This is a genomic window from Lysinibacillus irui (assembly GCF_028877475.1).
Lineage (GTDB): Bacteria > Bacillota > Bacilli > Bacillales_A > Planococcaceae > Lysinibacillus > Lysinibacillus irui.
Genome location: NZ_CP113527.1, coordinates 2,323,475 through 2,338,280 on the forward strand (window position 1 = coordinate 2,323,475; position 14,806 = coordinate 2,338,280).

Sequence of the window (14,806 nt, forward strand, 5' to 3'; positions counted from 1 at the left end):
TCACCCTATTTATGAGCGACTTCTCCTTACTTTCGAGCGGTTCCACCCTATTTATGAGCGACTTCTCCTTACTTTGGAGCGGCTCACACTATTTACGAGCGACTTTTCCTTACTTTCGAGCGGTTTTGCTTATTTTTGGCTCTCTTTGCTCCTACCATTTAGAGATAGTGTAGGATTGCTCCCGTCTTCGACCATCTGGCTACCCCATAATCAAATCATAGACAGCCATGGTGGATTCCATCGGCGTTGTGTTTAATTCTTGCTGCAATTGATGGACACATTTTTCATACCATTTTAATGCAAGGGAACGATTTTGCAGTTGATAGTGACTGTACATGAGCAAGCGATACCCTTCCTCCCAAAGGGCATCCTCTCGTAGAATCTTCTCTGCGTAGTTGATAGCTTTTTTAAATTGCTGTTGTCGCGTTGCATTTTGTGCTAACCGTTCAAGCACTTCAATATATAAAAATTGTAGCTTTTCGCGATCCTGGGCAAGCCAGTCAATTTGCTTTTTTTCAGCGTACAAGGTATCCGTATAACTCGCTTCTGCTAATTGTAGCCATTCATTGGACAGCTCTGGATCAAATTCCTCCATACCTAACTGGTAATAATAGAGGAACCGCTCCACATCAATGTGGAGAAAAGAGATATGCTGTAGCTGATACATACTATTTTTTCGCTGAATAAAAAAACTATCCTGTCTTGCATTCCGCTGTGGTTCCAACACTTTTAATAATGTATTTAACACTACCTTAAAATCTCGGTCTAAGGACTCGATACTGCGTTCAGGCCATAATGCCTGGGCAATTTCCTCCTTTGGTGTAAAGCGATGACGGTGACAATACAGATAGACAAATAATTCCTTTGATTTATCGCGTTGCCATTCTTTATCTTCCAGCTTTCGTTGCCCTCTAATTAAACTTAAACTCCCAAAAAGTTTGATTTGAACTTCATCATGCGGATAACTGATGCTACCCTCCACTTGAAAATAATGTCGTAATGCTTGAATGGCTGGATGTTCCTCCTCACCATTTTGACTAAATTGCAATAGTTCGTAGAAAATCATGCGATTACTTGGACCAAGAATCATCTTCTTTTGCAAAAAATATTCATAGCTATTTGCCAAACATAATTGCGCAAATTGTTGAAAATATGGTTGAAATTGCTCGACATTCTGTTCTTGAAAAGCAATGACTGCTTGATAAAACAAAACATGCATCAAGCCATTACGATCACCGCATTCGTGAAATAAATACTGAGCTTTTTTTAATAATTGCTTTGCTCGTTCTGTTTCTTGCTCAGAAAGAATGATTTTCACTTCTGCTATAAGAATAAGGGCCGTCATCCATGCATCTTGTACCTGCTCTGTTTCCTGTAAACCAAGCGCTAAGTATTTTTTCGCTGCGACCATATCCCCTAACGTATGTTTGACAATGGCTAACCCCATATAAGGCTCAGCTTTAACTCGTGAGATATTGATCGTATTCATTAAAGATAAGGCTTTTTCATAGGCCTTACATGCACCTTGATGATCAGGATAATCCATTAACAGCAATGCATGCGCCTTTCTGATATAGCCAACAGCCTCAATGAATATGGACTTTTCTCTTAACCCCCGCCGAATGCCGTGCTGTGCAGCATACCAAGCATCCTTCCCTTGGCCTAACAATGCATAGACAAAAGATGCAAGTAGTTCACTTTCACGATGTGTCGCCACAAGCTGAGGTGGTAATTCAAGCCGTTGCGTTAATAATTCCTTCGCCTCTTGTAATTGTCCTGTACGTAATAAAACACGTACATCAACATTGGCTCGTTGAACGACATCCTCAGGCAATGCCACATCCTCGATAAAAAGTTGAGCACCTTTCGCCTTTCCTAAATTCACTAGATTTTCTGCGTATTGTCGTTGTAGTTCTAATAATTCCTCTTTTAATAATGGTGTATGTTGAGCTAGCTCTAATGCCCGTTCTAAATAGGGCTCCGCTAAGGCAGGTTGAATGGTGTCTAAATATATATGCGCTAAGCCTGCTTGGGACTTGGTCATAAATAAATGATCCTGCTGTTGCTCGGCAATTTCTGCGCATTTCTCATATGATTGCTTTGCTTTTTCATAAAAAGCACGATAGCGATGACATTCACCTTCAAAATAATATAGCTTATAAAAATTGTTTTTTTCCTGTGCTGTAAACCGATTGATTTTTTCCAACAACCATTCAAACTGACCAGCACGTACTAATGGTTCTGCATGTTGCTGTAATAGCTCCCCACAAAAATCATGGTCATTTGTTTTAAAGGCATGATAGAGGACAGCCTGAATATTATGATGCTCCACATAATACAAAGCAGCTTGTTTATGTAGCGCTTTATACTGGCTTGGAAATTGTCTCCACTTCATTTCTAAAAATCGGCTAAACAATGCATGGAACCGATATAAACCATCAGTTGTTACTGGTTGAATAAATAAATGGCGCTGTGTTAATGGATGTAGCATTTGTGCAGTGTCAAGGCCATAAAATTGCTTCAATAGCTCCACTGAAAAGGTAGGAAAAATCGCCAACTTCAAAATCATCTCCTGCTCAGTCGAAGTCATCGTACTATACACTTCCTCGGACAAATATGTGAAAAGGTCGTTTGTTGAAATTGTTAACCAATGTTCTAAAGACGCATGGTGCCATTGCTCAGCTAATAAAGAAATACTAATAGCCCAGCCTTCGGTAATCTCTAGCACCTTCTCCATTTCAGTAGCTGTTAAATGCACATCCACATATTCTTCAAAAAAAACGGCAATTTCCTCGGTTGAAAATGCAAGTTCTTCCTCTTTGATGATGAGCAATTTTTTTTGCAGCTTTAATTTCCTTGTAATATCCCAATTAGGTAATGTTCTAGAAGCAATAATAAAACGAACCGTGGGCGGCGCAAATTCAATCATTTTTTCCATTATATAATTAATGTGAAAAACATGATCTACATGATGAAAATCATCAATAACAATTAGTAGAGGCTCATCCATATCACATAAGCAGTTCACAAAAAGTTTGTACCAGCGATTAATTTCCTCCATTTTTGGAAAGCGAGATAATTGGTTCCACGCAGCAAATGAATGCCCAAAATTCGGTACTACTCGCTGTATACTAAAAAAAAGGTGCCTTAAGAAAGGTAATAGATTATCATCTTCATCGGAGACACTATACCAAGAAAATTTACTAGTTTCGTTATGAAGGAATTGAGTAAGGGTGGTCGTTTTACCATACCCTGCACCACTATGAAGAATTGTGCAAGTATGCTGATGACTTTGTTTTAGTGTTTTCATCAGTGCTGCTCTATTAATGCAATGATTAGACGGGCTTGGAGCTATACATTTGGATTGAATAATAATATCTGTTGTCACGTTAAATAACCTCCATACTTTGTAAGGTTACTAAAATCTTCTCGAAAATTCAGATTTTTAAATTATTGACAGTTTACCATATTTTTAGAGAAATAATGGCTTAAAATAAAAAATCCCGATTATCATATCAATGATAACCGGGAAACTGCCGTTATGATTATAGTAATTCTTTACGTAAATCTGCAGCTGATTTTGGTGAAAGTAGACCGAATGGGATATCAAATACTGTTTTCGCGCCTTTTTCACCTGCTTGGCTAAGACGATGTGCAGCACGCGCATAAGCTACTAATACACTTGACGTGAAGTTTGGATTACTTTCAAGCTTTAATGAGAATTCAAGAATTTGTTTGTCGTTTGCACCACTGTCACCACTGCGAATGACAAAACCACCATGTGGCATACCTGTATGGTTTGCTTTAAATTCTTCTTCAGAAATAAAGTTAACTGTTGTGTTATATTCATCGAAATAGTTAGGCATTGTGACAATTTCTTGTTCCACTTTTGCTGCATCTGCCCCCTCTTCTAACACAACCCAACATTCGCGTGCGTGCTTTTCACGAGTTGTGAGTTCAGGGTTTTCCCCATTACGTACACGTTCTACAGCTTCTTTAATTGGTAAAGTGTATTGAACCGCATTTTTAACACCTTCGATACGACGAACAGCATCTGAGTGACCTTGACTTAGACCATCTCCCCAGAATGTGTATGTTGTACCAACCGGTAAAACGGATTCCCCTAATAGGCGATTTAATGAGAATAAACCTGGGTCCCAGCCAACTGAGATAACCGATACTTTACCAGATTTTTGCGCAGCAGCGTCTACAGCATCAAAAAATTCAGGAATTTTCGCATGTGTATCAAAGCTATCGATTGTATTAAACCATTGTGCAAAGTGAGGACCTTGCTCTGGTAAATCCGTTGCAGAACCACCACATAAAATCATGACATCAATGTCGTTTTGGAATTTTTCAGCGTCATCTACCAAGTATACGCTAGCATTGCTTGCTACGTTTACCGTTGAAGGATCACGGCGTGTGAACACCGCTACTAATTCCATATCTGGATTTTGTGAAATGGCATACTCCACACCACGTCCTAAATTTCCATATCCTACAATACCTACTCGAATTGCACTCATCAAAATTCCTCCTAACGATTACGTGACTTTGTGAAAACTTTCACGTTAAATCTAACTTCAATAATACTTTGTGTTAGAAAAATTCACAATAGTTTGAGTATGAGTTTTTTTAAAAGAATTTATATCAGTTTTCTATGGTTTTTATCCCATAATGGTATGAATACGGTTACAAATTACTAATTATTCCATGAACCTTAAAGTTATTGTAAAAGCCTTGTAAATGACGGCTATTTTCCCAATGAGTCTTGTACAATAAATGTAACGACAAAAGGGGGCATGTTGAATGAAAAGTATTGGTTACTCATCAAGCACAACATTGGCACAAGGAGAACTACTTGCATTCCTTATGACACAACATTTAATGAACGATGAAGCATTGCAAACTGGTAGTAAGGATGAAAAGTTTGTACCTAATCAACATTTATGTATCGGCGTTTTACCTTTTGACGTTATGGTAGATACATTAAACATTTCCATCCAAAAAAACAAGGTGCATGAGGTTGACTTTTACCATAGTGGCAAGGAAATCGCACGCTGGCTCATTAAAAAAAGTGAATACAACAAGCCATGTCCAGACTTCTATGTGTGAAGTCTAAATAATCATTGTGTCGACTGTTTAGGTTGAGCACATTAATGAAAATTATGTGCGAGCGTTTTCTCTGGCTAAAGATTATCTTACTCCTCATTTTAAGCGTTTCCCTTCAATTATAGATCGCTTTACTCCTCTTTCTAAGCACGACTTTTTAAAGAATGATCAACAATTTTCATCATACTATTGAATTTCCTGTGCTAGCTGTGCAAGGCGCTCCTCATCAATTATATGGTAACCTGTCTTGCTCTTTTCTAGAATTTTCTCTTCGCAAAACTGTGCCAATACATATAATAAATGGCGATAGGAAACCCCTAAATACTCACAGATTTCCGTATGTTTCTCCTTATAGACACCTTGGTCGGCAGATAATTGGATAAAGGCTGCTAAACGATTTTCAAAGGGATATGCCTGATTTTGTGTATATTTAGACGTCATTTTTGTGGCTTTTTCCCCTAAAAACACACAAAGTCTGCGTAAAAATAAAGCATCCGCGAGTAACTTTTCCTTACACGACTGTGTAATCGAATAACAAATGGTTTTTGTTACGGTTTGGATCCCCTTCGTATACCTTGCCTCATTTAGTAATTCAATTTCCCCCATAAAACGTGGTGCTTCCAAATATTCAATAAGTGAAACCTTGCCGTTTTTATGCGTCATATAGAGCTTCGCCTTTCCTTCGATCATGTAATACAATGTATCTGGAAAGGAGCCCTCCTGAAAAATCCATTCTCCTTTGTCAAATTGACAGACTTCCAGATAGGGATCAATTTCAAATGAGAAAAAATCATTGATCGGATAGTTTTCAAGATAATGGTTCCGCGCTTCAGCTGTTAGTATATGCATTTTTTTACTCTCTCCTATAAAAAATATGAGATATCTCACATTATTGTAGCGGTGAACGTGCTATTATTCAACATAGTTAATGGAGGTACGGTAAATATATGAACAATCAACGATGGCTTTCTCAAAATTTCTTTACATTTTTCATTACTTGGGGCATTTTCTTACCCTATTGGACAGGATGGCTTGTTGATGCAAAACATCTGACAGTATCACAGGCGAGTGTTGTCATGGGCTGTGGTCTACTTGCTCGTGCAACATCCAATCTTTTCTTCTTCCCAACACTTGCAAAATATGTAAACAACAAACGACTCATTACGATATTAGCAGTAGGAGCTCTTCTGACGGCATTACTCTACATACCAAGTACAGGATTTATCGCATTATTAATCGTGACGATTTTATTTAGTATTTTTTATCCGGCACTGTTACCTGCTGTCGAAAGTAGTGCAGCAACACTTGTCCAGCACGGCAATATTCACTATGGCAAGAGCCGCTCCTACGGTTCCTTTGGTTTTGTCATTGCTGTATTGATCATTAGTATGCTGACTGGGGTTTTCGGTAAAAACGTGATCTTTTGGAGCATGATTATTGGTCTTATTGGCATGTTGCTCATGCAGCAATTAGCAACACCAAAGGAATTACTCGTTGTGCCAACAAAAGATCAACGCGCAAAATCTTTATCAATGAAAATGTTATGGAGTATCAAAGGCTTCCCTGTAGTATTATTCATCGTTATTTTGCTACAGGGCGCCCATGCCTCCTATTATAGCTATGGCTATATTTATTTAGAGGATTTACATGTAGACCCATTTTATATGGGGATGATTATTAACATTGCTGTTATTTGCGAAATCCTCTATTTTATGAAAGCTGATACGTTTTTGACAAAGTGGCGCTCTTCGTCTTTATTACTTTTAGCAGCAAGCGGTTCTTCCCTACGTTGGTTACTCATCTTTATGTTCCCAAATGTATGGGTATTTATTGCCTCACAAACCTTGCATGCATTATCTTTTGCTTTAGCGCATTATGCATTTATTCGTTATCTAACACAAACCTTACCAAAGGAACAAATTCCAAATGCACAGGGTCTATACTCTGCATTAGCCATGGGCTTAAGTACGGCCATCCTAACGTTTTTAGGAGGCTATTTATATGAACTATCGCCTGGACTATCCTTCGCAGCCATGCTCATATGTACAGTGCCCGCTATCGCCATTTTGCTGTTAACACGCACAAAATATCAATATTAATCAAAAAGCAGGTGAGAATTTTTTCACCTGCTTTGCTATTTCGGATAATAGGAAAAACCAGGATATTTCACCACCGGCCATTTTTCCTTTCTTAAGGCATGTAACAACTCAGGGCCGACCCGTAAATTACTTTGCACCAATTCAGTTGGCGTGAGAGCCATCCATTGATTTAAGGATACATCCTGGAACCGGTCACTTTTAAACATTTCTAAAAACCATAGTGGTTCTGTGCCTGTATTTTCAATATAATGACCCGTAGCAAATGGAACATACCCAACATCTCCCGCTCGATAATCGAATGTTCGAGCTGTACCATTCCCTGTAAAAACAGTCATCCGTCCTTTTCCTTGTAAGTAATATTGCCATTCATCGTTATTAGGATGCCAATGTAATTCCCTCATCGCACCAGGCTCAATTTCTACCAGTGCAGCCGCAATATTTTTTGAAATGGGAAAATTAGTCGAATCAACTATGCGCACACTGCCTCCCAGTGTTTTCAATGGAGGCTGAGCTAACAAACGATGTTTAAAAGATTGTGGAACCTTGCCATAGGGAGATTGTACTTTTTGTGAATCTATGGGTCCTGGAACCTTATCTTGATATATATACACTTGTTCGTTCGGAATATGTTGGAAGGCACTCAGAGGAACACCAAAATTAGCCGACAATACTTCTTTTGGCGTATGGGCAAACCAATCCGAAATCGAGAGTGTATTGAGATCGGAGAAATTCCCATCATCAAACACTAATAAAAATTCACAACCGCCCTCTAGTCCCTGAATAGAATGAGGGATTCCTGGCGGGAAATACCATAAATCACCTGGTCCCACATCAGCAATAAAGTTACAGCCATTTTGATCGACTGCGGTAATGCGTGCATAACCAAGGAGCATATAAGACCATTCTGCCTGCTGATGCCAATGCAGCTCACGCACGCCTCCAGGTGTCAAACTCATATTAACACCCGCTAATGTCGTAGCAATCGGCAATTCACGAACCGTAATTTCCCGAGACCATCCCCCCTGATTTAAGGTCATATGCTTATCCGAAAACGAAAAGCGCAAATTAGGAATCAACCCCGCATCAGTCGTTGGCGGTACCAGCATATCAGGATTTTCTAAATCCCGCATAATATCTCGTGGCCCCTTATCCACCCCTCCTGCTCCATCACTCCTAACAGGCTGTGGCACCTGAAAATAACCTGGTGGCAAATTCTCCAAACGTTCACCTCTTTCCGCTATGATTCTTCTAAAATGTATGGGTGCAATGCTTTGATTATTCACTTTTCTTTATGTTGGTGAAGTGACTCAGGTTGGAATTATTAAAAGGAATTGTAGATTTTTTCGTTAGTTACTTCGTGCTACTCAATTTGTAGTGGCTTCCCTACATTTTAGAGCGCTTTCCTCGCTTTTTGGATCACCTTTCACTCTATTTAGAGCGGTTTCCTCTCATTGTGGAGCGCTTTCCATCTATTTTGGTGCGGTTCTCCCGCGGTTTGGATCACCTTGCATCCTATTTGGAGCGGTTTCCCCGTTTTTTGGAGCGCTTTCTATCGATTTTGGAGCGCTTCTCTTCTATTTTGGAGCAGTTCTCTCGCTTTTTGGATCACCTTTCACTCTAGTTGGAGCGGTTTCCCCTCTTTGTGGAGCGGTTTCCCCTCTTTGTGGAGCGCTTTCCATCTATTTTGGAGCGGTTCTCCCGCGGTTTGGATCACCTTGCATCTTATTTGGAGCGGTTTCCCCGTTTTTTGGATCACCTTTCACTCTAGTTGGAGCGGTTTCCTCTCATTGTGGAGCGCTTTCCATCTATTTTGGAGCGGTTCTCCCGCTTTTTGGATCACCTTTTACTCTAGATGGAGCGGTTTCCTCGCTTTTTGGATCACCTTGCATCCTTGTTGGAGCGGTTCTCCCGCTTTTTGGATCACCTTTCACTCTAGTTGGAGCGCTTTCCCCTCTTTATGGAGCACTTTCTATCGAATTGGGAGCGGTTCTCTCGCTTTTTGGATCACCTTGCATCCTTGTTGGAGCGATTCTCCCGCTTTTTGGATCACCTTGCATCCTATTTGGAGCGGTTTCCTCGCTTTTTGGATCACCTTGCATCCTTGTTGGAGCGGTTCTCCTGCTTTTTAGATCACCTTGCACCCTAATTGGAGCAAATCCCCCTAAAATAATACCGATTTCACTCAATATCTCACTTTCCCATAGCGTCGACGACACAGTCATGCAAGTTTTGTAGGCCTTCCTGTAATTCCTCATAGGATGCATATGAGTAAGATAATCGAATATGGTGATGTTCTTGAGGATCATAAATATAGCCTGGGTTAATTAATACTTGTTGTTGCAATAGCTTTAGAAAAAACTCTTTATCTACAAGAGGCTCATGAAACTTGAGCCAAATATAGAAGCCTCCCTTTGGTTTATCCCAACTTGCGATATCCTTAAATTTTTCCTGCAAAATACGTTCTGTAAAATCGGCTCGATCTTGTAATTGTTGGCGTAAACCTACGATATGTTTGTCATATTTCCCTGATTGCAACCAATGTAATACTATTTCCTGTGAGATGGCACTTGAGCCATAGTCTGTTTGCATTTTAATATCTGCCAGTCGTTCGATGACGGTTGTTGGGCCGATAAGCCAGCCGATGCGGAGCCCAGGACTTAAGGTTTTAGAGACGCTCCCCATATAAAGGACTTGCCCGCTTCGATCCATTGCTTTAATCGGTGGAGATGTAGCTTCAAAAAGCAAATCTTGATAGACATCGTCCTCGATTATTGGAATTCGCGTTGCTTGACAGGCTTCATACAGTAGCTTTTTTTCCTGTGCTGTCCAAACATATCCAGTTGGATTATGTAAAGTAGGAATAGTGTAAAAGACTGCTTGTTTTTTTCGTTTCCGTTGAGCTAATGTTTGGGCAAGTTGATTATCACGGTGAACGCCAATCATCTGCATACCGACCGATTGAAATGGATGGACAGAGTTTAGATAGGAGGTTGGTTCCTGAAATACGATCGACCCTTGTTCTAATAAACCAACGGCAATTAACTGCAATGCCTGCAGCGCACCCGAAACAATACAGACATGTTGGGGCTCAGCATCGATTCCTCTTTTTTTAACATAGTGACAGATTGCTGCACGAAGTTGATCATTGCCCTGTGGTGAAGAATAACCTAAGCTTTTCGGCTGAAATGATAGTTCTCTAAGTGAAGACTCCATTTCCTCAGTTGGTAACAAGTCAGGAGCAAGCTCACCCGTTCCTAATCGAATGACATCATCACGCTGCTCGTATTCATTTATCAATTGGATGGTGTGGTAATTTGGCTTATGAATACTTGTTTCGATATAGGTTTGCCAATTCGGCTGTGTTTGCTGAAGTAATGCATGCCAGGAATTGTCAGTGACATAAACACCAGAGCCTATCTTTGCCTCAAGAATGCCTATTGCTTTTAATTCCTCCAAAGCCTGTTGAACTGTACTCCGATTTACTTCAAACTGCATAGCCAATTGTCGTTGGGTAGGAAGTTTTGTCCCTGCCACCCAGTCCCCTCGTTCCACTTGAGCGATTACCCAGTGAACAATTTGTTGCTGTAACGTGGAGTCACTTTGTCTATTTGGCTGCCAGCTCATGATTCATCCCCTTCCATTCTAGAAAATTGGGTGGCTAAAAAACCATCCAATTGGTCGTTTTCTTTTAGTTATACCATAACTAAAATGAAGAGTGAAAGGAGGGATTGTCGTTGGAAGCTTTTCTTCATGGTATCATTTTAGCATTTGGTCTTATATTGCCATTAGGCGTACAAAATGTTTTTGTTTTTTCGCAAGGTGCTACACAACCAAATGTATTCAAAGCATTGCCTGCAAGTGTGACAGCAGCTATCTGTGATACAATGTTGATTTTACTAGCGGTATTCGGTTTATCATTAATTGTCCTACAATTTGAGTGGTTACGAATTACGTTAATGGCGGTTGGTATCGTGTTCTTACTTTATATGGGCTATAGTATTTGGCGTTCAAATCCGTCATCTACCACTAATAGCGAAGCACTGCCTGTAAAAAAACAAATATTCTTTGCACTCTCTGTGTCGCTCCTCAATCCACATGCGATATTAGATACAATCGGTGTTATTGGGACGAGCGCATTAAAATATAGTGGTACAGAGCAAATCATTTTTACCCTCGCCTGTGTCTTAATTTCCTGGCTGTGGTTTTTCGGACTTACTTTGACGGGAGCCTCGTTCAAAAAACTGGATCGCTCTGGAAAACTAATGCGATTATTTAATAAATGCTCTGCCATCTTTATATGGGCAACAGCCTGTTATCTTGCAAGTGGCTTCCTGTAGCATACATAGAAAATGCTCAGGCGGTAACCTGAGCATTTTTCTTATAGCGCAACAAAAATTGTAAGCTTTTCATTAAACAGTGCTGTATCTATCGATGTTTCTTCGTGCCATTCCACACCATAATGCAGAGCTTTGACCAACACATTTGCTTGTAATAAAGTTTCGTGCTGCTGGATGATAGATAAGACTTCCGAACTCCCATTAAAGGCAATCGACACATATTGCTCCACTGGTAGCTGCCATTTTTTACGTGCATCTTGAATTGTACGGATCAATTCTCGCATTTGCCCCTCTTGTAATAAGCTCTCCGTTAGTTGTACATTGAGCAAGACACGACAAGTGCTATCCTCTGCTTTTATATAATGCTCCTTCACGACGGATTCTGCGACCACATGCGTTGACAGCAATGTAAGCTGTTGATCTTCAATTACGATATCTAATGCCCCTTGTTGCTGTAACTTATTTTTCTCTTCATTTGTTAATGTCGTTACATAGTCTTTTACCTGATTCACCTTTGAACCAAATGCCGCTCCTGCTGTTTTAAAGTTCAGCTTATAATAGACAAGTTCATAGGCTGAAAAGTCATGCGTCCATCTACAGAACTTGATATTTAACTCATCTTGAATGAGCTCATTATAGACTTGGTAATCTGCCAACTCACCATTTACTGCAACAATGAGTTCACTTAAAGGTTGCTTAACCTTCATCCCCTGGCTATTGCGTATACTACGTCCTAGTTCCACTACTGTTAACACCAATGTCATTTCTTGTTCCAGCCTCACATCCATTAGCTGCTCGTTACATATTGGATAGTTTTCAAGATGGACACTTTTCCCACATAATTGTCGGTAAATATCTTCTGCTATAAATGGAGTAAACGGAGCTAGTAATTGACAAATAGATGTTAGAAGCTCGTAAAGTGTACTAAATGCTCCTCGTTTATCTACAGTCAGCCCATTTGCCCAAAATCTGGCACGAGAACGGCGAATATACCAATTGCTTAACTCCTCCACCAATTGGGCAATTTCCCTAGTCGCCTGCGTAAATTGGTAATCATCCATGGCAGCTGTCACAACTCGGATAGTGTGATGTAAGCGAGACAAAATCCAATGATCTAAATGTGACCGTGTACCAGTATTTGAGGCATCATACGTAAACCCATCGATTGTGGCATACATTTCATAAAATTTAAACGTATGATCAAGTGTATCTACTAGCTTTGATTTCGCATCCAATACAATTTTCTTGGAAAAGCGCTTCGGATTCCAAGGGGAGCTATCTACTAGAAAGGCCCAGCGTAAAGCATCCGCTCCATACTGCTCGATTAATTCAACTGGTTCTAAAGCATTGCCTTTACTTTTAGACATCTTCTGCCCATGCTCATCTAACACATGCCCTAACGATAGGACATTTTTATAAGGTGGCTTCCCTGTAAACAAGGTCGATACGGCTAATAAACTATAGAAAAAACCTCGTGTTTGGTCAATCCCTTCAATAACGACATTTGCTGGAAATTGATTGTGAAAAGTCGCCACATCTTCAAAAGGATAGTGCTGCTGCGCAAATGGCATCGAGCCACTATCAAACCAAACATCAATTACTTCAGGTGTACGCTTCATGTCTCCCTGACACTGAGGACAAGTGCAGACAATGTCATCGATAAATGGTTTATGAAGCTCTATTTGCTCATCAACAGCCCCTTTGGCTAATTTTATTAATGCTGCGATACTGTTTGGAGCCTCCTCATGACCGCAACCCTGACAAACCCATACATTGAGCGGTGTCCCCCAGTAGCGGTTTCGGCTGATGTTCCAATCCACTAAATTTTCTAGGAAGTTGCCAAATCGACCATCCTTAATATGACCTGGATACCATGTCACTTGTTGATTATTTTGTAAAAGCTGCTCCTTTAAGGATGACATCTTGATAAACCAGCTATCTGTTGCGTAATACAACAATGGTGAATCACAGCGCCAGCAATGTGGATAGCTATGCTCATATTTTTCTTTTGCAAATAACAGCTCTTTTTTTGCAAGCATTTTTATAATATCGACATCACAATCTTTCACGAATCGCCCGACAAGCTCTGGTACTTCATCTGTATAGCACCCTTTCAAGTCCACTACATTAATAAAGGATAAACCATGGTGCTGAACTGTTTTATAATCGTCCTCACCATAGGCAGGTGCGATATGCACAATCCCTGTACCACTGTGCTCTGTCACATAATCTGCCATGACAACAACATGCCCTTTATCGACCTTTACATAAGAAAATGGTGGGTGATAGGAAACACCCGCAAACTCATGCCCATCATGCTCACTTACTATTTCTATAGGCTCTGAAAATACCTTTGCTACAAGTGATTTAGCCAGGATGTATACGTTATTTGCATGCTTTACACGTACATATTTAAGTGCAGGATTCATTGCCAAAGCAACATTGGCAGGTAAAGTCCACGGTGTCGTCGTCCAGCCTAAGAAATATTCGTCGTGATCCTGTCGCTTAAACATGGCTGTCACAGATAAATCTTTGATATCCTTGTAGCCCTGTGCCACTTCATGAGAGCTTAAGGACGTTTGACAGCTAGGGCAATATGGTGACACCCGATGCCCTTTATATAAACGATTTTCCTTATGAACATGACTTAAAATATGCCAGACGGACTCGATGTAATCATTACTTAGTGTAAGATAAGGATCATCCATATCGAGCCAGTAACCTAGCTGTTCTGTAAAGGATCGCCACTTCTGTTCGTAAGTAAAAACGCTATTTTTACATGCTTGGATAAAACGCTCTACCCCGTAATTTTCAATCTCTTGTTTTCCAGAGATACCTAATGTCTTTTCTACCCCTAACTCCACAGGCAATCCATGTGTATCCCAGCCTGCTTTTCGTTCAACGAAAAAACCTTGCATTGTTTTATAGCGAGCTACAACATCTTTAATTGTTCTGCCAAATGCATGGCCGACGTGTGGTAAACCATTTGCTGTCGGTGGTCCTTCGTAAAATACAAATGGCTGCTGTCCAGCGCGATTGGTTACGGATTGTGCAAAGGTATCCTCTTGTTCCCACAAAGCTCGAATCCGTGTTTCTCGTTCAACCGTTGTTTCTTTCTTTTGTTCTACCTGCATATTAGTTCCTCCTATACAATCAAATTTGTATAAAAGGCATACAAAAAACCCCGTCCCAAGAAAAGGGACGGGGTTAACCGCGAATACCACCCTAATTCTATTAACACAATGGTCAATAGCACTC

The 14,806-nt window shown here is 40.2% G+C and carries 9 protein-coding genes and 1 other annotated feature (1 of these 10 only partly in view); of the genes, 3 read left to right on the forward strand and 6 right to left on the reverse strand.

Features of this window, described 5'->3' with window-relative positions:
* Positions 1–199 precede the first annotated feature (199 nt).
* Entirely contained in the window at positions 200–3,388 is a 3,189-nt protein-coding gene (locus tag OU989_RS11700) for a BTAD domain-containing putative transcriptional regulator (RefSeq protein WP_274793220.1), read from the reverse strand.
* Between the two features lie 157 nt (positions 3,389–3,545).
* Positions 3,546–4,526, reverse strand: coding sequence for a diaminopimelate dehydrogenase (locus OU989_RS11705; RefSeq protein WP_274793221.1), 981 nt, complete (start codon positions 4,524–4,526; stop codon positions 3,546–3,548).
* A gap of 283 nt (positions 4,527–4,809) precedes the next feature.
* Between OU989_RS11705 and OU989_RS11710 the strand changes: the two genes are divergently transcribed.
* Positions 4,810–5,115: a hypothetical protein gene (locus OU989_RS11710; protein ID WP_274793222.1), complete on the forward strand. Its 306-nt coding sequence runs from the start codon at positions 4,810–4,812 to the stop codon at positions 5,113–5,115.
* A gap of 183 nt (positions 5,116–5,298) precedes the next feature.
* Here the strand turns inward: OU989_RS11710 and yeiL are convergent, their stop codons facing one another.
* Positions 5,299–5,961, reverse strand: coding sequence for a transcriptional regulator YeiL (yeiL, locus tag OU989_RS11715; protein ID WP_274793223.1), 663 nt, complete (start codon positions 5,959–5,961; stop codon positions 5,299–5,301).
* Positions 5,962–6,059: 98 nt separating this feature from the next.
* Here yeiL and OU989_RS11720 point away from each other — a divergent pair, with 98 nt between their 5' ends.
* Complete coding sequence (locus tag OU989_RS11720; RefSeq protein ID WP_274793224.1) at positions 6,060–7,211, forward strand: MFS transporter; 1,152 nt, start codon at positions 6,060–6,062, stop codon at positions 7,209–7,211.
* Positions 7,212–7,246: 35 nt separating this feature from the next.
* Here the strand turns inward: OU989_RS11720 and OU989_RS11725 are convergent, their stop codons facing one another.
* Both OU989_RS11725 and OU989_RS11730 read right to left on the reverse strand, forming a co-directional pair.
* A complete protein-coding gene (locus OU989_RS11725) occupies positions 7,247–8,431 on the reverse strand; it encodes an oxalate decarboxylase family bicupin (RefSeq protein WP_274793225.1) in 1,185 nt (394 codons plus the stop codon).
* A 970-nt stretch (positions 8,432–9,401) separates the two neighbouring features.
* Positions 9,402–10,835 (reverse strand): aminotransferase-like domain-containing protein, encoded by a 1,434-nt coding sequence (locus tag OU989_RS11730; RefSeq protein WP_274793226.1) that lies wholly within the window; start codon positions 10,833–10,835, stop codon positions 9,402–9,404.
* A 110-nt stretch (positions 10,836–10,945) separates the two neighbouring features.
* On the opposite strand from OU989_RS11730, the gene OU989_RS11735 reads away from it, so the two are divergent.
* Entirely contained in the window at positions 10,946–11,548 is a 603-nt protein-coding gene (locus tag OU989_RS11735) for a LysE/ArgO family amino acid transporter (protein WP_274793227.1), read from the forward strand.
* Positions 11,549–11,589: 41 nt separating this feature from the next.
* Here OU989_RS11735 and ileS read toward each other — a convergent pair whose 3' ends face one another.
* A complete protein-coding gene (ileS, locus tag OU989_RS11740; RefSeq protein ID WP_274793228.1) occupies positions 11,590–14,682 on the reverse strand; it encodes an isoleucine--tRNA ligase in 3,093 nt (1,030 codons plus the stop codon).
* 60 nt (positions 14,683–14,742) lie between these two features.
* Positions 14,743–14,806, reverse strand: a binding site (T-box leader); it runs 175 nt beyond the window's last position.

Excerpts from the sequence above, each read along its gene's own strand:
- OU989_RS11730 (WP_274793226.1), bottom strand. The coding sequence starts at position 10,835 with ATGAGCTGGCAGCCAAATAGACAAAGTGACTCCACGTTACAGCAACAA.
- ileS (WP_274793228.1), bottom strand. The coding sequence starts at position 14,682 with ATGCAGGTAGAACAAAAGAAAGAAACAACGGTTGAACGAGAAACACGG.
- OU989_RS11710 (WP_274793222.1), top strand. The coding sequence starts at position 4,810 with ATGAAAAGTATTGGTTACTCATCAAGCACAACATTGGCACAAGGAGAA.
- OU989_RS11705 (WP_274793221.1), bottom strand. The coding sequence starts at position 4,526 with ATGAGTGCAATTCGAGTAGGTATTGTAGGATATGGAAATTTAGGACGT.
- yeiL (WP_274793223.1), bottom strand. The coding sequence starts at position 5,961 with ATGCATATACTAACAGCTGAAGCGCGGAACCATTATCTTGAAAACTAT.
- OU989_RS11720 (WP_274793224.1), top strand. The coding sequence starts at position 6,060 with ATGAACAATCAACGATGGCTTTCTCAAAATTTCTTTACATTTTTCATT.